The organism is Mucilaginibacter aquaedulcis, from assembly GCF_030409325.1.
Classification (GTDB): Bacteria; Bacteroidota; Bacteroidia; order Sphingobacteriales; family Sphingobacteriaceae; genus Mucilaginibacter; species Mucilaginibacter aquaedulcis.
The window spans coordinates 781,440-801,271 of the sequence record NZ_JAUFPR010000004.1 but is presented as its reverse complement, the minus strand read 5'-3'; the positions used below and the strand labels follow the sequence as shown (position 1 = coordinate 801,271).

Annotated in this window: 15 protein-coding genes and 1 pseudogene; 4 read left to right on the top strand and 12 right to left on the bottom strand. The window is 42.8% G+C overall.

Translation table 11 applies throughout. The features are described from left to right. Window positions 1–79: 79 nt before the first annotated feature. Window positions 80–2,140 (bottom strand): glycoside hydrolase family 127 protein, encoded by a 2,061-nt coding sequence (locus tag QWZ01_RS21840; RefSeq protein ID WP_290327112.1) that lies wholly within the window; start codon window positions 2,138–2,140, stop codon window positions 80–82. A gap of 282 nt (window positions 2,141–2,422) precedes the next feature. On the opposite strand from QWZ01_RS21840, the gene QWZ01_RS21835 reads away from it, so the two are divergent. From QWZ01_RS21835 to QWZ01_RS21825, 3 genes are all read left to right on the top strand, one after another. Then, window positions 2,423–4,861, top strand: a complete 2,439-nt coding sequence (locus tag QWZ01_RS21835; protein WP_290327110.1) for an alpha-L-arabinofuranosidase family protein — start codon at window positions 2,423–2,425, stop codon at window positions 4,859–4,861. 276 nt (window positions 4,862–5,137) lie between these two features. Beyond that, entirely contained in the window at window positions 5,138–5,386 is a 249-nt protein-coding gene (locus QWZ01_RS21830) for a hypothetical protein (protein WP_290327108.1), read from the top strand. 150 nt (window positions 5,387–5,536) lie between these two features. Then, entirely contained in the window at window positions 5,537–6,412 is an 876-nt protein-coding gene (locus QWZ01_RS21825; protein ID WP_290327106.1) for an alpha/beta fold hydrolase, read from the top strand. A gap of 454 nt (window positions 6,413–6,866) precedes the next feature. On the opposite strand, the gene QWZ01_RS21820 is transcribed toward QWZ01_RS21825, so the two are convergent. The 11 genes and pseudogenes from QWZ01_RS21820 to QWZ01_RS21770 form a co-directional block, all read right to left on the bottom strand. Further along, window positions 6,867–8,030, bottom strand: coding sequence for an ATP-binding protein (locus QWZ01_RS21820; RefSeq protein ID WP_290327104.1), 1,164 nt, complete (start codon window positions 8,028–8,030; stop codon window positions 6,867–6,869). Window positions 8,031–8,350: 320 nt separating this feature from the next. After that, window positions 8,351–9,448 (bottom strand): carboxymuconolactone decarboxylase family protein, encoded by a 1,098-nt coding sequence (locus QWZ01_RS21815; protein ID WP_290327103.1) that lies wholly within the window; start codon window positions 9,446–9,448, stop codon window positions 8,351–8,353. A 180-nt stretch (window positions 9,449–9,628) separates the two neighbouring features. Beyond that, window positions 9,629–10,864: pseudogene (locus tag QWZ01_RS21810) on the bottom strand (PQQ-dependent sugar dehydrogenase). 129 nt (window positions 10,865–10,993) lie between these two features. Then, entirely contained in the window at window positions 10,994–12,052 is a 1,059-nt protein-coding gene (locus QWZ01_RS21805) for an alpha/beta hydrolase (protein ID WP_290327101.1), read from the bottom strand. Window positions 12,053–12,100: 48 nt separating this feature from the next. Further along, window positions 12,101–12,745 carry an NAD(P)H-binding protein gene (locus QWZ01_RS21800; protein WP_290327099.1) on the bottom strand — a complete coding sequence of 215 codons (645 nt, stop codon included), beginning with the start codon at window positions 12,743–12,745 and terminating at the stop codon, window positions 12,101–12,103. A gap of 9 nt (window positions 12,746–12,754) precedes the next feature. After that, entirely contained in the window at window positions 12,755–13,354 is a 600-nt protein-coding gene (locus QWZ01_RS21795; protein WP_290327096.1) for a flavodoxin family protein, read from the bottom strand. 10 nt (window positions 13,355–13,364) lie between these two features. Further along, window positions 13,365–14,492, bottom strand: a complete 1,128-nt coding sequence (locus tag QWZ01_RS21790; RefSeq protein WP_290327094.1) for an aldo/keto reductase — start codon at window positions 14,490–14,492, stop codon at window positions 13,365–13,367. A gap of 18 nt (window positions 14,493–14,510) precedes the next feature. Then, window positions 14,511–15,017: a nuclear transport factor 2 family protein gene (locus QWZ01_RS21785; protein WP_290327093.1), complete on the bottom strand. Its 507-nt coding sequence runs from the start codon at window positions 15,015–15,017 to the stop codon at window positions 14,511–14,513. A gap of 99 nt (window positions 15,018–15,116) precedes the next feature. Continuing rightward, the gene (locus QWZ01_RS21780; protein WP_290327091.1) at window positions 15,117–16,103 is read right to left on the bottom strand and encodes an aldo/keto reductase; all 987 of its coding nucleotides are present in this window, start codon (window positions 16,101–16,103) and stop codon (window positions 15,117–15,119) included. A 12-nt stretch (window positions 16,104–16,115) separates the two neighbouring features. Further along, window positions 16,116–16,967 (bottom strand): aldo/keto reductase, encoded by an 852-nt coding sequence (locus QWZ01_RS21775; RefSeq protein WP_290327089.1) that lies wholly within the window; start codon window positions 16,965–16,967, stop codon window positions 16,116–16,118. 91 nt (window positions 16,968–17,058) lie between these two features. Then, window positions 17,059–18,672, bottom strand: coding sequence for a carboxylesterase/lipase family protein (locus tag QWZ01_RS21770; RefSeq protein WP_290327087.1), 1,614 nt, complete (start codon window positions 18,670–18,672; stop codon window positions 17,059–17,061). A 143-nt stretch (window positions 18,673–18,815) separates the two neighbouring features. Between QWZ01_RS21770 and QWZ01_RS21765 the strand changes: the two genes are divergently transcribed. Beyond that, complete coding sequence (locus QWZ01_RS21765; protein ID WP_353959424.1) at window positions 18,816–19,769, top strand: helix-turn-helix domain-containing protein; 954 nt, start codon at window positions 18,816–18,818, stop codon at window positions 19,767–19,769. Window positions 19,770–19,832 lie beyond the last annotated feature (63 nt).

Below are 19,832 nucleotides of genomic sequence, written 5' to 3'. Positions count from 1 at the left end.
TTTTCAGGTAGAGATCGCATCTAATATAAGATTTTTTACTGTACAAGATACAGTTATCTCTACCCCGAAAGTCGTTTAGTTATTTGCCGCCTTCATTTACCCACACCTGATATGGATTTCCCGCCTCCCGGTTTCCTATGGCATAAAAAGGGATTGCGGTAAATTCAATTTTCTGGCCTGCCGCGTTTGAAGCCTGCCCGGTTATAATATTTATGCCGTTTAACATATTGGGCTTATAACTTATTGCCAACGGCGCATTTGGCTTTAGGGTATAATCTTTCAAGCCGGGGTTATCAAGCGATTCAAAGCTATAGATAATAGGGCCCGAAGCCAGGGCCAGTTTCCCTTTGATGGTTTGCACAGAGTCATTAGCGGTTATCAATCTTGGCTGCATCGGCAGATCGAGCTCTATTACATCTCCCTTTTTCCATGATCGTGTAATGGCGGCGTAACCTTTTACCGGTTTAACATGTACTGGCTGGCCATTCACCTTCAATGAAACCCCACCACTAAGTTTTGAATGATACAGATCAAAAGGATTCTCTTTACCCTCTGCCCATCCGGGTATACGAACATTAATAGCAAACTTGCTGCTGGTAGCGGATGTTACCTCTATTTTGCTGGTTCCTTTCCATGGATAGCCGGTAGTTTGTTTTAATAAAACCGATGATCCTTTGATTTTAAACGAGGCTTCGCTCCCAATAAACAGGTTAACATATAAGTGATCGCCATCATACGCGTAAATATACTGGGGAAGGGCTCCTACCATTTTTAATATCATTGGCGGGCAACAGGGGCAATCATGCCAGGCCCAGCGTTTATTGCCGTTACCAACAAGCGGGTTTTCATAAAAAAAGTGATCGCCAGATAAGGAGATTCCCGAAAGTAAGTTATTGTAAATTACCCTTTCAAATTCATCCATATACTTCCCGTCGGCTTTTAACTCATTCATTTGTTCACTAAAAAAGCCCGAACTGATAGAGGCGCATGTTTCCAGATAGGCCGACTCCGGCAGAAAATAATTGGCACCTAAGCGCTCACCATCAGCAATTGCCCCTTCACCACCTGTTATGAACATACGTTTACCAATCATGTTATTCCAGTAGTTATTGGCAGTATTAGCATACCGGGCATCCCCGGTTTCCATAGCGGTGGCCGTTACCCCGGTGGCTAAGAGTGTAGCTCGTACCGCGTGGCCTTCAATTGTTTTCTGCTGCAAAACAGGCATATGATCCTGGTTGTAGGAGCTGTCGCTTTTCCTGGCATGTGATCCATCCTTTTCGCCATAATTGCCCCGTTCTTCAATCCAAAACTTCACCATAGCCAGGTAGTCATTTTCATTTACCGGTACAGTCATCTTGTTTTTAAGCTCCGGGTGCTGCTTAAACAACTGGTAAACCTTGAGCAGGGCTTCTTCCGGGCCACCATGGCCGGGTATCACATTACTTTTGGGTGCAGGGCCAATTTGGGTATAAATGTAGTTGCTTAACTTAACAGCTACGTTCAACAATTTTGTTTTTCCGGTGGCTTTGTAGTAATGCACTGCCGCTTCCATCAGCATGCCTGAGTTATAAATATCGTGCTGCCATTTATCATCGCCACCATTAGTTCCCCAGCGCTGGTTTGGCCGCATCAAAGTAGTGTATGTATTGATATAGCCATCAGGGTCGGCGTTTTGAGCAGCGGCAATCCGATCTATATAAGCATCTATTTTAGCTTCTAGTTTTTTATCGGGATGTTCTTCAAGCAAATCAGCAGCTCCCCTGATGGTTTCATAAACCAAGCCATCATACCATGGCGGGCCATCATGCTGCTGGGTGTTCTTTTTACCTTCGGCAACCCAGTCAAAATTTTGAAAGGCATTCCGGGTCCGGCCAAGTTTTTCCTTTTCTTTTATAATATCCGGCCGGTCGGGCTCGTACTTGCCTTCCAGTTTATCAAAAACATCATAAACCGTTTTGGAGTTCCATATCTTGAATTTAGGGCTCCAGAACTGATCATCTATCCGTACATTCTGAAAACTAACCGGTTGAATTGTATGTGTGATCCCCGTGGTACTTGTTTGTGCCTGGCTCAGGTAACTTAAAAATGTTAACTTCCCGCATAATAGTAAAAGGCGATAGCTTTTGGTAATGATCATCTGCAGAAGGTTATAAAGATTAAAATTTGCTTGTTTAATTCAGTCTGCAAATTGAACTTTATGTATCATCACTTTTTGTACAATATTAACTTTTTCTTACACTCATTTGATATGAATGCCATTTAACCCATTATAAATCGATCAACCCTTTAAAAGTGACTAATAGTTTCGGGATATGGTGTTTAGTCAAATTTGATTAAAAACAGATCAATTATGTTCAAGCAATTGATGTGCAGGAATAACATATTTGAACAATACTCTTTTACCTCTTCTAAATTTACAATGATCCTAAAAAACAACGCCTTATTTATCCGGCTATCAGCCTTTATACTTTGCGCTGCACCGATCAGTGTGATTGCACAAAAGGCTCAAATAACTGTTGATCCTGCCAAGGTGCTGAACAACATTCCATCCGCCATGTTCGGATCATGTACAGAAGATGTGAATCATGAAATATATGGCGGCTTATACAATCAGCGCCTGTTTGGTGAAAGCTTTGAAGAGCCCGCCGCTGCCAATGCGCTTACCGGCTGGACTCAGCTCCCCGCAGAATGGAGAATTAGCGGAGACGGCTATCGTTCAAGCCCCGGGCCGGGTTTTAAACTTATTCAGAATAAAACCATAATTAAAGACGGAAGCATTGAAGCCACAATAACATTTGCCAGCAGGGCCCGTAACGCTGGGTTATTGGTAAGGGCGAATAATGTTATCCCCGGAAACCCAACTCCTAAAGGATATGCCATTGAGGTATCTAAAGGCCGTGGCCGTATAGTTATCAAAAAATATTTAAATGGATGGCAGGAAGTTGCCCGGAGTGCTGGTGAACTTGATATTAACGATAGTGTTCGTCTACGCGTTGATTTAAAGGGCGAGCAAATAAAACTATACACAAACAACCAGCAGCAACCAGCCGTAACATTTACAGATACAGAAAATCCTTTACTATCGGGCCAGATAGGTATTTATGCTAATAATGCTGATGCAGCGTTCAGTAACCTTATAACCACAGTTAATGGTGTAAGGGTTAATCATGCCCTAAAGCCGGAAAGTGCCACCCAGGTAACCTTTCAGTGGACAGCGGTAAGCAAAAATGCCAAAGCCAGTTATGCGCTTGATACTACCAATGCCTTCACCGGCAGGCAATCACAGGTTATTCAGTTTATTAGTGGTGTAGGCAATGCTGGTGTAGCCAATGGCGGCCTTAATCACTGGGGTATTGCAATTAAAAAAGGGCAGCAATTTGATGGTTCGGTTTACCTTAAAGCCGAATCTTTTTCAGGTCCGGTAACAGTGGCCCTTGAAAGTGCCGATAGAAAAACAACTTACAGCACCGCCCAAATAGGGCAGATTGATGCCTCATGGAAAAAATATCCATTTTCGCTTACATCGGCTCAATCAGATGCCAATTCTCGCTTTGTGATTTACATCAGTAACAAAGGCAAATTATGGATTGATCAGGCCACCCTGATGAATACCGACAACGTGAAATTCAAGGGCTTGCCGTTCAGAGAAGATATAGGTACAATGATGCAAAAAGAGGGGCTTAACTTTTTGCGCTATGGGGGCACCATGGTAAACGCACCCGAATATAAGTGGAAAAACATGAAAGGCACGCCCAGCCAGCGCCCGCCCTATAAAGGGCACTGGTATCCGTACGGCTCCAACGGGTTTGGGATAGAGGAGTTTTTAAAATTTTGTGAAGCTGCCGGATTTGAACCCGCATTTGCTATCAATGTAGAAGACTCGGCTCAGGATATTTCACAAATGATAGAATATCTTACAGGTGATGCAGCATCAGCAGAAGGAAAAAAACGTGCGCAATCCGGGCATCCTAAACCCTATAAGCTTCGATATATAGAAATTGGGAATGAAGAGGTGATATGGGGAGATAAAAAAGAAGATTATCAGCATTATGCAGATCGGGTTAATATACTCTATAATGCTATACATGCTAAAAATCCTGAAATTCACCTAATATGCGCGGCCTGGTGGCGGCCAAAATCTGCAAATATGGAATTGGTATTTAATGCCATTAACGGGAAAGCATCCTATTGGGATCTGCATACCGATGCCGACGAAGCTAACGCCGGAGCACGTGTCGACACCAATTTACAGATCATGCACGATCTGTTCAAAAAATGGGATCCTAATACAACCTTAAAATGCACCATTTTTGAAGAAAACGGAGGCTTGCATAACTTACAGCGCGCGCTTGGCCATGCTACCACACTTAACGCTGTAAGACGACATGGAGATTTTGTTCTGACATCATGCCCAGCCAACGCGCTGCAGCCTTATCTGCAAAATGATAACGACTGGGATCAGGGACAAATATTTTTTACGCCCAACCAGGTTTGGGGAATGCCTCCTTTCTATGCGCAGCAAATGGCGGCGGCAAGCCATCTGCCATTAAGAGTAGATGCGCAGGCAGACAGCCAACTTGACGTAACGGCCACACGATCAACCGATGGAAAAACAATTGCCATCCACGTAGTGAATACTGGTAATGCAAATGTACAAGCTGGCTTAACCTTGAAAAACTTTGCAAACCGAAGTTCGCAAATAGAAACAGTTACGTTATCGGGCGATCCTGATGCCGAAAACACACCTCTGGAACCGGAAAAAATAAAGCCTGTAAAAAGGCTGATAACCAAGGCCGGTGATAATATTCAATATGATTTTCCAGCCCATTCTTACACCATTTTAAGTTTTAAGAAGTAAAATTTGGGTAAGGCTTTTAACAGTTCGGTCTGCAGAAAAGTATTTGTAACAAAGAAACGGCTTGCTGACAATCAGCAAGCCGTTTCTTTATAGCCCACACGTAAATCCTTTTTTTAACTATCTGATCAAGCATGGGTTATAGCGCCCTGGCTATTAATGGTCTGCCTTTTTTCTATCGAAGTAAATTTTTAATTTAGTATAACTGCAGCTCTAAAGATCTCTGATAGCTGCCATCTCAGAATAACACTACCTATACTTAACACTCAAATATTACCCATGAACCAAAAAGAATTATCAGAGTTAACAAACGAAGAATTACTGCAGGAGGCAAAAAAAATCAAATCCACTAACATTTACGATGCTGTGATCTTTGGCTTTCTGATTGGTGTTGCCGTTTACAGTGCCGTTAAAAATGGATTTGGTCTGTTAAGCTTTCTTCCATTGATTTATATACCCATATCGGTTAAAAATAAGGCTAAACATAAAGAGCTTGAAAGATTACTAAAAGAAAGGGGCTTAGCATAAAAAACACCTGAAAGTATCTAAGCTTTTACAGTCAGAACTTATCAGCAATATCTTGTCGTGATTTACCCCTCAAATTGTCGTTTTTGCACAGGCCAAAATCCTGAAATACGTTCGATCTTTATATTATAAATAAAATTTAAACATTGTTTTATGAAAAGAGAATTTATAAGATCAAACGGCCCTAAATTGATATTCATGATCATGATGCTTTGTTTTACAGCATTTCGGTCAAAGGGCCAGCAAAGTAAACCTGCCGACAGCGGATACGTACCTGTCAATGGCATAAAAGTTTATTACGAAGTATATGGCGAGGGTAGACCAGTAGTTTTACTGCACGGTGCTTTTATGACAATTGAAGGAAACTGGGGACAGTTGATACCCGAGCTATCAAAAAACAGGAAAGTGATTGCTATTGAATTGCAAGGGCACGGACATACGCCATACGCTGACAGAAAATTATCGCACGCTACTTTAGCAAGTGACGTGGTGGGGGTAATGGATCACCTGAAAATTGACAGTGCCGATGTAGTAGGTTATAGTTTTGGAGGGGCAATAGCCTATAAGTTTGCTATACAAAGCCCAAAACGGTTAAGAAAATTAGTGATCATTTCTTCAACGTATAAAAGCAGCGGCTGGATGCCTGAAGTAAACAATGCTTTTAAAGGCATGAAACCCGAATTTCTTTCCAACACCCCAATGAAAGCGGCCTATGATGCTGTAGCGCCCGATAAAACAAAATGGACAAAGTTTTTAGAGCAGATGATAGCTTCTGCCCAGGAGCCATTTGACTTTGGTGATGCAAACATTGCAAAAATTTCTGCACCGGTACTGATCGTAGCCGGCGACAATGACGGACTGGACAAAATTGAGTTGATAAAAACCTATAAATTATTGGGCGGTGCCGTTTTTGCTGATTTTGGTAAAATGCCAAAATCGCAATTGGCTATCGTTCCCGGGCAGGGGCATGTTAGCCTGATGATGCAAACGAACACGATATTAAGTTACCTGAATGGCTTTCTAAAGTAAAAATATCTGTTTTTGAGCATTTTACAAATACCCTTGTTTTATCGGTTAATAGCTGTGAATTCTGATTGATAGTAAAAGCAAAAAGCCGCTCTACTTTCGTAAAGCGGCTTCGTAGCCCGTAGGGGAATCGAACGCGATTCTTAACCAATTGGCTTACAATATTTTATATGGTTTAAAATTGGCTACGCACCGAATTACCAACCATTTTTTGATGCAGATTATTTTTATTTGCAAATCTTACTTAACGAAGATACAAAATATTGAAAAACCTAACAATTGTAATGTGACAAAAAGACTGTATTATGCTATCTTTAAAACAACGCACCACGTGAACCCATTGGTATTAAATTTACAGGTAAATACAGGTAGTTGTTATTTTTTATAACTGCATAACTTGTTGTTCCAATTTGGAAGATCAAGTTAATAAAACAGCTTAACGCCTAATTAACGCTCCTTATTCTGAAGCATTTTTCCAGCTGAGCACATTATATTTTGTTCTTTTTTCATTTTCAGCGCCGCCATAGATCAATGTCTTATTTACTTCGGCTGGAGCAGCAATTTCTTCAAAGCGATCCATTTCTTTAAATAATCCGGCACTAATAGTTTGAGTTGCCTTGATCTCAAAAATGGAAAAACCTTGCCCTTTCGTCGTCAGCAGATCAACCTCGTGCGCATTACTATCCTGCCAGAAATAATAATCCTGATGCAGATATAAGTGATGGTTCTTTTTTTGATATTCAGCCAGTATCATATTCTCAAATATGTGCCCTTTCAATCTGTTTTCTTCCAATTCTTCAGCAGTTCTTATTCCTAACAAATGATTTAACAGGCCGGTATCGTAAAAATACAATTTGGGGCTTTTGACCAGGCGCTTATTAAAGTTTTGATGATAAGGCTGCAAAAGAAATATAATGTAGCTGCTTTCGAGTATAGATAACCAAGCTTTAGCGGTTGTATGTGAAATATCGCACTCATTAGCTAAGGCGCTGAAATTTAATAATTGCCCTGCACGCCCTGCACACAAACCTAAGAATGTCCTAAAAAGTTTCAAGTCCCTGATATTCATTAATTCTGTTACATCTTTTTCTATATAGGTTTGAATGTAATTTGCATAAAAAATAACAGGGTCAATATCCCTGTCGAAAATAGCCGGATAGAAACCCTTAACGCAGGTTTGGATATAGGAATCTGCTAATAAGTCATCACGCTTTAATTCAGTAAAATCCAAAGGGAGTAATTTGAATAGGGCTACCCTGCCGGCCAGGGTTTGAGTAATGCTATTTAACAAATGGAAGTTTTGTGAGCCCGATAGAATATATTGTCCCATTATTTTGGATTCATCAACCCTGCTCTGTATATAAGAAAACAAAGCTGGCGCTCGTTGCACCTCATCCAAAATAACTTTCTGATCGTATTGATTCAAAAAAGCAATAGGATCTTCTAATGCGAATGAACGTGTATTTGGATTTTCCAGTGTTACATAACGATAATCACTAAAAAGCTCTTTTAATAAGGTTGTCTTACCTGATTGCCGGGGACCAGTAACAGCTAAAACAGGAAATTTTGTTTGTTGGGCCTTAATAATAGGTGCTATCTGCCTTGGTATAAATTTGCTCATCTCTTATGAAATTACAGACAAAGTTACAATTTACATAGAAAAAACTTTCAATTTGCATGGCTTTAATTGGCAATATACATGAAAACAAAAAACCTCTGTAGATAATCTACGTTATAAAAGAGCAATATGCTGCACTATTTAATGTTATTGCAACTATAGTAATATATTTGTAATAAATAGAGCAATATAATGCACTTTGAAAAACTTATAAAGATGATAAAGGAGCGGCGGGAGTCGAGTTTTGCTCGGTGGGTGACTTCTGTTGTTGAGAAACTCGCTGATTCGAGCCCATTCTCTGGAACCAAATCAGATTTTCTTTTTCACTTTAGCATGTATTCTTCATCTGTAACGCTCCCTAACCATTCTACCCGGCCCTTGCCGTTATCAAATCCGAGCGTGATATGCGACATAGAGCTATCTGGTGTTGCACCATGCCAATGAGCAATATTAGGAGGACAATTTACGACATCACCTTTTCGGATCAAGCGAACGGCCTGGCCCTTTTCCTGGTAATAACCTATTCCGTCTGTAACAAGCAATATTTGACCTGATGGGTGTCTGTGCCATTTAGTACGCGATTTTGGAGCGAAGGTAACATTGCCAACTGAAGTGTTGGCAATGGTCATATTTATGGTGGCCAAACTATTGACCCATACATCACCGCTAAAGTTACCTCCTGATACTTTATCGCCCTTAGGAAAGGTGGGGGCAATTGAAAGCGTTTGGTCGGCAGTGAGATCTGTGGGACTATTGACGCGACTAAACATGATATCTATAATTTTTGTAGCAGAATTGCCCGCTTCATTACCAACGCTTGCCGACAATTTATTAGCTATTTCCCTCAATTGTAACTCCGTAAGGCCTGTATTTCTGCCTACACCCAGATGACTGCGAAGCTGATTTTCGGCATTGCCTATGCTGGCCAGAATTGAAATAGTGGCTATTTCCCGACTTTGAAAATCAAGGTTATCTCTTCCGAAGATATCAGCAAATAGGTGTTCCTTTAAAAATGTATCAATCACGGGAACAAAATCCTGGGTAGAATTCGCTGATCTTCCAGTTAGTTTTGCCTGAACATCTTTACCAAACTGATATTTATTGCTACTAAAGTTGACCTTTCCTGGTTTTCTGCCTTCAATAGATGCTACGTTTTTATTTTTTCTGGTATTTATAACTGTTTGAAAAGTAGTGATAGCATTCAAACTTCTCGGAAAACCAGCATAAGCATATAACTGGACTAAGATTTCTTTGATTTCGCTTACCGTCAAACCTGCTTCCAAACCCTGGTCTAAAGCATTTTTTAGATTGTCCTGATCTCCCTTAGCGGCAAATGCTGCGATAGGTACGATGGCTATCTGCCGGGCAGATAGCGATAACTCGCCTGTATTCTTTTGTTGGCCGTAAACTGATAAACTCATGGCGAATGAAAGGCAGAGATATATAGCTAATTTTTGAAGATTTTTCATCATTTAAGAACTTTTATTCTTTTAAAACATGCCTTTGCTTGTCGGATTTACATATTACCCGTTTTTTCGATAATAGGAGCTACTTAAGAAAAATCAGTGTGCCGCTTACCAATCGTCCATCTTTTTAAGAATTTATTCGCGGTCAATCCTATACAATTTTCCCTGGTCGGTTACTGCGTAAAGTGCGTTATCTGTACCTTGGGTGATATCCCTGAAGCGTTGTGCTTCACTAACCAATAAACGTTCCTCACCGGTTACTTTGTTATTGGCAATTACTAAACGGTCGATATGCATACCGCTTAATGCGCATACAAAAAGGTTATTTTCCCACTCCGGGATGCGGCTCCCTTTATAGAAGGTCATGCCGCTCGGCGAGATCACCGGGTCTCAATAATAAACGGGCTGCTCCATGCCGGTTTGCTGCTGGATTGCATTACCTATCGGTTGCCCGCTATAATCAATACCGTAAGTAATAACCGGCCATCCGTAATTTGCACCGGGCTTTATGATATTGATCTCGTCTCCGCCCCTTGGGCCAAGCTCCCCTTCCCACAGATCGCCTGTAACAGGATGGATCACCAAACCATGCTCATTTCGGTGACCGAGCGAATAAACTTCGGGGCGTGTATTGGCTTCGCCAATAAATGGATTTCCTGAAGCCGGTTGCCCGTCAGTAGTAATCCTGATGATCTTACCAATGGCCGAGTTCTCATCCTGCGCCTGGACGCGAATACCCGGATCGGATCGGTCGCCGCTGCTTACGAAGAGATTACCTGTACGGTCAAAGATCACCCTGCTGCCATATTGATTGGCTCCGGTATAAGCCGGTGTAGCCCGATAGATAACTGTTACATTTTCAAGTCCGGTTTCATTGGTAGCAAGGCGTCCTTTGGCCACAGCGAGGACGTTACCGTTTGAGCCTCTTTCAGAAAACGACCAGTAAACCATTCGGTTAATAGAAAACGCAGGATCTACACATAAACCTAATAAACCGCCCTGCCCGGCAGCATTAACAGCCGGGAGGTTTGCAAGCGGTGAGCTCACCTGCCCGGTATTGGTAACCAGCCTCATTGTTCCCGCCTTTTCCGTAATGAGAAAACGGCCATCAGGCAAAACCGCTAAACCCCACGGGGCGGTCAGCGATGAAGTAAGTACAGTGGCCCGGAAAGCAGTTGTAGTTTTTACAGCAGCTACTCGTGTCTGTCCTTCAAAGGCAGGTTTAAAATTGGAATTCGGCGGCAGTGTCTCTACTGATGACTGGCTTCCTGTGGCTGGTGTTTGGGTAGTGTTTTCGGTTGTATTTTTCTTTTTACATGCAGAGGCCAGCAACAAACAACCGGCAACAAAAATGATGATGTATTTTTTCATAGGTAGCTTTTTTAAAGTTGATATGATCGCAACCTTGTCAATAGCCGCTACAACTTTGATGTGTTTTAAACTTATTTATTCCATTTTTATATTATTACAATTTAAGCTGCTCATTAGTGCTGAATATTTTTAAAGATATTTCTCAAAGAAGCCAACCAGCTTGCTTACCGCTTTATCTACGTATTCCTGCTTATAATAACTTTGAATATGTGTAGCGCCATCTATTACAAAAAGTTCTTTATTCTTTGTTCCTGTCGCTTTGCTGAATGCTTCGTCAGTCATATATTTTGTATCAGCCTTACTTCCAGCCATCATTAAGAGAGGTTGGTTGATCAGGTCAATATTATCGGTGGCATCCCAGGTCATCAGGTCCATCATGCTGCTCATGGTATATAGGAAAGTTGAATTTGGGTGGGCGTGCGTCCGGTAGTAATATTCGTATCCCTCGCGATAGAGATCGGTCGGCGTTTTAGCGATTTCTTCATCTGTAATACTTGCGACGCCTCCGTAGATAATTTTGCCGCCTGCCGCTTCCTGTTCGCGAGCTTCTGACGCTTTTTTCAGACGTTCCTGAATGGTAGCCAACTGGGAGTTTTGAAATCCATTACGCCTTACTTCACCCGAATTGAACATACTCAGTGTTGCCACTGCTTTAAACCGTTTATCAGACTGGGCCGCTTTTAAAGTATAGCCACCACCGCCGCAGATACCAAAAGCACCAACCCTGTTGGTATCTACTCCAGGGTATCGGCTTATAAAATCAGCCATGCCATGGATGTCATCCGTCCGGTAGAAAGGTTTATCTGTATGGCGCGGCTCTCCGCCGCTCGCTCCCTGGTAAGCCGCATCGGCAGCAATCGTTATATAACCAGCTTCGGCTAAACGCTGCGCGTATAGCCCGGCGGTTTGCTCTTTTATACCACCATTTGGGTGAGCAACCGTTATTGCAGGGTATTTCCTAGAAGGATCATAATCGGCCGGGGTGTAAACATTAGCAGAAATATTTACCCCGTTGAGTTTATAGCTTACTGGATGGATGTTTACTTTTCCTGCTTCATTTTTTGTAATCGCTCCTTCGTATACCAGGGTATAGGGATTGGATTGATACCCTTTTTGAGTTGATTGCGCATTTACCATGGTTGTCCCTGTTGAGATTGCAGTTGCTATGATCAGCGATATTTTTTTCATGTTAATTCCAATTCAGTATCCGCTATTAATTTTAGCGGATTCTTTATATTAATAAAAGGAAGGTTTATCCCATTGTGTGCCAGGTTCACCTATCCCAAAACTTTGCCTGATATATTTGTCGTCAGGCGACGTAATGATATCGGTTATTGCCTGTGTAACAGCTTCCCGTGTAACCTGGGTCTCTTTAAACGGTTCTCCCATAGGCACAAGTACATAGTTGTTGTTTCCCTGCTGATCATAAAGCCATGTCAATCTTAGTAAAGTATAGTCCAGGCCAGATTTTTCCAATTTCTGAGCGGACCTGATCTGCTTTTGCATCCGCTGACCGCTGCCAACCATCATCTTATTCCACCGGCCAAAAGCGCCCGGAACTTCATCATAGATACCAAGAACAGAGGCTGCGATCACCCGTTTTATCTTATGTTTATCCATAGCTTCGATTATGGATTGGGTTGACTGATCATCACCCATATCATTAATGTAAACGATATCGATGTTTTCCATCGCCTTAACCAATGTTTTGGTATCCTTAAAATCTCCGGCTACAATCTTTATACGCTCCGGATTGCTTCCGCTCAATCTTCTGTTTGCGTTTTTTGCGTATAAAACAAGGTTATATTCTGTCCGGGCAAGTAGTTCATCGGTAAGCAATTGTCCGATCTGTCCCGCCGCCCCTAATATTAGTATGTTCATTCAGCTCATTTATTTAATCAAACCTATCTTTTTCAGCCACTCTTGCACTTCAGCGTTTACCTGTCTTTCTTTATCATCTTTCATAACAAATAAGATCCCATCCCTTTCTATTCCACCTTTTGTAGAATAACCTTCCAGTACTTTACTCTTGGGACATAATTCTTTTACTGTTTCAAAGCCGCTGCCTACTCCATAACCGGCGTTGGTGTTAAATGGTACGACTGTTTTACCGCTCAAATCATATTGCTTCAGAAATGTCTTGATTGGCGGCGGTATTTTCATGTCCCAGGTGGGAAAGCCTACAAATACGATGTCGTATTTGCCGATGCTGTCGATCTTTGTTTTGAGCGGTGGTAAGAAATTATCCCGGTTTTCCCGAACCATCTGCGCCACATGGGCACGGTAATCCGCAGGATAAGGATTAACTAATTCAAGGGCAACCAACTTCCCTCCAACGTTTTTTTGGATCATCCGGGCTACTGCCTCTGTATTTTTGGTTCGTGTGAGGTAAACGATCAGGATCTTTTTTGCTGTCGTTGGCTGCGCCTTAGAACATGATGTCATGGTACACAAACAGATAAGAAGACAGTAAACGATGACCTTTTTCATAAACATCAATTTATTTTTTTGCAACCGCTTCTACGCCCGATAACGCGAGTACAAACGGCGGCAGCCGCTCACCTTCCACTTTAATTGCTGCCAATTCCGTATTAAACTGGGTTAGCTCCGCATTACTGAAATGAATTTGCGCGGCACCCACGTTTTCGAGCATGTGTGCCATCTGGGTTGTTCCGGGGATCGGCACGATCCATGGCTTTTGCGCCGAAAGCCATGCCAGTGATACCTGGCCGGGAGTCGCATTTTTTTGCATCGCCCATTTCTTAAGCAATTCCACAAGCGGCATATTCTTACCGATATTCTCTCTTGAAAAACGGGTTTCCATGCCACGGATATCACCAGGTGCAAAACCCGTATTTCCATCAATAGCACCGGTTAAAAAACCGACGCCAAGGGGGCTCCAGCAAACAAAGCCAATACCCAGTTCCTGACAAAGGGGGATAATTGTTTGTTCAGGCCCGCGCCATAGCAGCGAGTATTCATTTTGAATCGCCGTAACCGGATGGACGGCGTGTGCCCGCCTTACTGTTTCGGGACCTGGTTCTGAAAGCCCATAATGCAAAATTTTTCCTTGTTGAATAAGATCTTTAAGTGTGCCCGCTACATCTTCGATTGGCACATTAGGATCAACCCGGTGCTGATATACCAGGTCAATATGGTCAGTCCGTAACCGTTTCAGCATTCCCTCAATAGCCGTTTTAATATGGTCAGGTTTGCTGTTTAAGCCACCGCGCATCCGGCCGGTCTCCGGGTCAATATCCCAGCCAAACTTGGTTTCTATGACGATCTTGTTCCGGAACGATGAAACTGCTTCACCCAGGATCTTTTCGCATTCAAAAGGCCCGTAAGCTTCTGCCGTATCAAATAAGGTTATGCCATTATCATAAGCTTTTCGAATGATGTCAATCATCTGAGGCCTCGATGGGATGGTGGTTTGATAGGTCCGGCTCATGTTCTGTACGCCGAGTCCTATACTTGACACTTCCAGTTTACCACCAAGTTTGCGCTTTCCTGGGCCGACGATTGGCGCATCCGTTTCAGAAATGATGGTACCGGCAACAGCATTTGAGGCCAGCAAAGCGCCACCGGCAATGGCCAGGCCTGATTTTAAAAGGTTACGACGGTTCATAATTCGTTTAGTTAAATGTTAATGTTGTTGTGGTGGCGTAGCAGGTGCGCCGGCCATTTTAACCGGCCTGATCAATGTGGAGAATGTAAGTGAGCCCATTTTCCATTTGCCGTCTTCTTTGAGATAAACCTCTGTGACCATAAAAGCATGAACTACTTCATTGCCGCCAACTACAGCCAACAGGTCGATATCATTTAAAAGTATAGCCGTATTACCAAAAATGTTTACCGATGCTCCATAAACCTCCGCTTTTTTATACCAGATGAAACCACCTTTAATGGTATTCAATTCCTGGTCTTTACCCCAGCTTCCTCCCATATGTACAAAAACACATTTTTCGGTAAACAGATCTTTCAGGGCATCAACCTTTTTATCGGCCATTAAAGTCCACTTAGTTTTAGAAAGGTCGAGTAATTCCTGTTCTTCTTTTGTCGGGGTTTTGGCCACGCTTGGCAGATTGGCCTGTGCCTGGCATAGTTGTATGCCTGAGGTTAGCAAGATTAAAGCAAAGATTAATTTTTTCATGTGTCTCATTTTTTGGTTTGTCAATTGGTGTTAATTATTGTGTTTCGGTTCCATTTAAATAAAATATGGGTGGAGCAGGTAACTTCACCCTTCTTTCTATTATTTGCGTCCCAATAGTTTTTGCGCATCAGCGGAGTAACGATGACCTTGAACCTCGATGTCATTCAATGCAGCTTTGATCACATTCAGGTCGCTATCTGTGAGTGTTATATCCGCGCCTCCAAGGTTTTCTTCCAAACGGTGAAGCTTAGTTGTCCCCGGAATCGGTACAATCCATGGCTTTTGAGCCAACAGCCAAGCTAAAGCGATTTGAGCCGGGGTGGCATTTTTATCATTGGCAATCTGTGTGAGCTTATCAACCAGGGCTTGGTTCGCCTTTCGGTTTTCTTCCGAAAACCGAGGTACTGTATTGCGAAAATCTGTTTTATCAAAGGATGTTCTATCATTGATCGCACCTGTTAAAAAACCTTTACCCAAGGGACTGAACGGTACGAAGCCAATGCCAAGTTCTTCAAGCAACGGCAGGATTTCTTCTTCCGGTTCCCTCCACCATAATGAATATTCACTTTGCAAAGCAGTAACTGGCTGTACGGCGTGTGCCTGGCGGATCGAATCAACGCCGGCCTCAGAAAGACCGAAGTACTTTACTTTACCTTCAGTGATCAAATCCTTCACGGTTCCAGCCACATCTTCCATTGGGATGTTGGGGTCAACACGATGCTGGTACAGCAGGTCAATATGATCCGTTCGCAAGCGCTTTAAAGCAGCCTCCGTTACTTCCCGGATACGCTCAGGCCGGCTGTCAGTACCCAAACCGGGCTTGCCTTCTTTAAAACCGAATTTAGTTGCGATGACCAATTGGTCGCGATGCGGTGCTAAGGCTTCGCCTAACAATTCTTCATTCTCAAATGGCCCATAAGCTTCGGCTGTATCAAAAAAGGTTACACCGCGTTCTACCGCAGCATGTAATAATTTGACAGCTTCTTTATGATCCGTAGCGGGACCGTAGCCGAAACTTAAACCCATACAGCCAAATCCAAGGGCTGAAACTTCTAATCCGCTGCTTCCTAATTTTCTTGTTTTCATTTGGTTTAATATCTAATCTTTCAATTCACGTTCACCAAGCCATTTCACCATTTTAGGATCACGATGATCAAAGAACAGGCTGGCGTTAGTATCAAGCGTTTTTATCTGTTCCATTTCATCAGATGTCAGCCTAAAATCCAAACTGTTCAGATTTTCGGCCATGCGTTCTTTTTTAACCGATTTCGGAATAGCAACAACGCCTCTTTGGGTAAGCCAGCGAAGGATCACCTGGGCAATAGACTTATCGTATTTTTCACCGATACCCTTCAGGAGTTCATTCTTGAAAATATCGTTTTTGCCTTCTGCAAACGGGCCCCAGCTCTCGATTTGCACGTTATTGTCGATCATGAATTGTTGGGTGTCGATCTGTTGGTGAAAGGGGTGCGTTTCAACCTGGTTGACAGCCGGTACGATTTCGTTATGGATGATCAGGTCTATTAATCTGTCAGGCTGAAAATTACTGACACCAATAGCGCGGACTTTGCCCTCTTTATACAATTCCTCCAATGCCCGCCACTCGCCATACACATCTCCGTACGGCTGATGGATCAAATATAAATCCAGGTAATCCAGTTGTAATTTTTTCAGGGATGTTTCAAAAGCCTTTTTTGTTCCTTCGTAGCCGTTTGATTGTATCCAAAGTTTGGTTGTAATAAATAATTCCTCCCTTGCAACACCGCTGCGTTTGATTGCTTTACCAACCGCTTCTTCGTTCATATAGGACTGTGCAGTATCAATTAGGCGATAACCGTTTTCAATTGCATCTACTACGCTTCTTTCACATTCGTCCAGATCTGTTACCTGGAATACGCCGAATCCCAGGATCGGCATTTCAACGCCGTTATTTAATTTTACAGTTTGCATAATTTCTTCTTTACTAAATCAATACAAAGGTCATACCCTGTTTCTGAAAAAACAGGATATAGATTACGGGGATATCTACCATTATTACTGATTAATGCAGATTGCCCGATGTAACAGCTTTTTCGATCACATCCAGCCTCGTTTTTTTTGGATCAGGCTTACCCATAGCCGTACCATCTGATTGAAATTCAATTAACTCATTCTGTATTGGGTCATAAACCGGCCATTTTGGAAGATCTTCACCATTGGGGTTCCCTGTTTTAGCAAAATTTGTCCAGTAGGTATTCATGATCTTGGCAACCTCTCTGTCTTTGGGCGCTATAGTCGCACCGTTCCTGCTAACCAGGTTATCAAATGCGTAAGCGATCTCCGATGCGTGTCCCGCACCATAGCGCATCCACTGTTGCATGGAAGGCGACACGTAGGAGAACAAGTAAATGTATGCCGGCGCGCCTTTAGCGGTAATGGCCCTGGCGGTAAACCTTGCCGGCTCTGCCCATACTTTATCTGTATTGACGAACGAAAGCATTTTTGGAAATTCTGTTGCACCGTCGGGATCGTAAACAGCTTTGGCTTCGTTTTTCATATTCCCGAATAAATTAAGCAAAGAATCTTTTGATCTGGCGTTAACGAATCCGGCAGGAACCTCGGCGCTATTAGAGCCTATCATTAAGGGGATTTTGGGTGCCCGGCCACCATTATAAGCACTCTGGGCCGTTTCGGTAACTAATTTTCCGTCAAGTATAGGGCCCGAATATATGGGCGTGCCACTTTGACCATCAGTTTCCTGCCCGCCATCGACGATCTCTGAGACGCTTAATGAGCGGAGTTTTTCCAGTGCAGCGGCATCCGTTCTCTGGATGCCGTGCTTTTTAGCAAAGTTAATTCCGATGGTTTCTGCTGACACAGGATAGTAAGTGTCAGCGTTTTCCTTATCAATGGGGCGACCGGTTAATACACCGTCGCGGCCACCGCCTGATTCCACAATTGCCTTTTGAAACAAACCCCTCGCACTTGGTATAGTTAAAAGCGATTGAACCGATACCCCTCCGGCAGACTCGCCGAATATGGTAACATTTTTAGGATCACCGCCAAATGCCGCAATGTTTTGTTTGATCCATTTAAGCGCCGCGATCTGATCCATATAAGCATAATTGCCTTTGGCTTCCTCGGGATGCTCTTTACTTAATGCAGGAAAGGCGAAGAAACCAAGCCGCCCTAAGCGGTAATTGATAGTTACCAGCAACACACCTTTATCGGTAAATGATATGCCGTTAAAATCGTCCTGATTTCCGCTGCCTGCAACAAAGCCACCGCCATGTATCCAGGCCATTACCGGAAGATGGGCACCAACTTTAGCATTTGCCGGTTTCCATACATTTAGAAAAAGACAATCTTCAGAAGATGTTTTTGAGATCTCCGTGCCGTTACGCGGCCAGCCCATTTGGGCGCAGTCTGCTCCATATTTAGTAGCATCGCGTTCGCCTTGCCAGGCTGGAAATGGCTGCGGGGCACGCCAGCGCAATGGGCCGACAGGGGCAGCTGCAAAAGGAATGCCTTTAAAACTGGAAACGTTTCCTTCTGTTATACCTTTTAGCGTACCTGAGGCAACATGTACCAAAGGCCCGGATGTTGGACTTGTATTATTCTGCGCCTGGGCAGAAAGGGCGAACAGGAAAATAAGCCCTGATAAAATTTTATTCATGGTGATTGGTTTAACAATTTAAAAGTGTTTCGTAGGAAGACAAACGCCGGCTCTACAGACTGAACCTATACAAAATTGTAACCTTTTATCCGTGTTGATATGATACATATTACGGATGTTTCTACCATTATTACTGATTTCGAGTGATTGAGCATCAGTACGTTAATAATTACCGTAAATTCGGATATAAAGAAATAGCTATGGAAAAGATGCGCCGCTTTGATTCGATTAACGATTACAACATCTTTAATAACAACGAGACGAAACACCCTTTGGTGAGCGTGGTCGATCTGTCAAAAGCAGCTCCGAGAAGTCTGTCAAAAATGTATTTCGGCTTTTACATCGTTTTCTTAAAAGATGTAAAATGCGGTGACCTGGTGTATGGCCGCGATACTTATGACTACCAGGAAGGTACTTTGGTATTCCTTGCGCCGGGGCAGGTAGCAGGCTCTAATGACAATGATGATATTTATCAGCCTAAAGGCCATGCCCTGGCATTTCATGCTGACCTTATACATGGCACATCACTGGGCAGACGTATCCAGGAGTATACATTTTTTGGTTACCAATCTAATGAAGCACTTCACCTTTCTGAACGGGAGAGAAGCCTGGTTCTGGATTGCTTTTCCAAAATAGATTATGAACTGGAGCGTGGGGTAGATAAGCACAGTAAGCGGCTAATCGTTGCTAATATCGAACTGTTCCTGGATTATAGCGTACGTTTTTATGACCGCCAGTTTATGACCCGAGACAATGTACACCAGGGTTTGCTGGAACGTTTTGAAAACCTGCTGAACGAATATTTTGAATCAGATAAACCGGAGATTGTAGGCTTGCCCTCGGTTACCTGGTGCGCAGAGCAATTGAATTTATCGTCTAATTATTTTGGTGACCTGGTAAAAAAAGAGACCGGTAAAACCGCTCAGGAATATATCCAGTCAAAACTGATCGATGTGGCCAAAGAAAAGATCTTTGACGGTAACAAAACCATTAATCAGATCGCCGGTGAGCTGGGGTTTAAGTATCCGCAGCACTTTGCACGCGTATTTAAAAAGCGGGTAGGACATACACCAAATGAATACCGGTCAATGAATTAGTTATAATTGGATTAACTTAATGATATAAATAACTGCCCCTGTTATTTGAACCAATCAGCAACA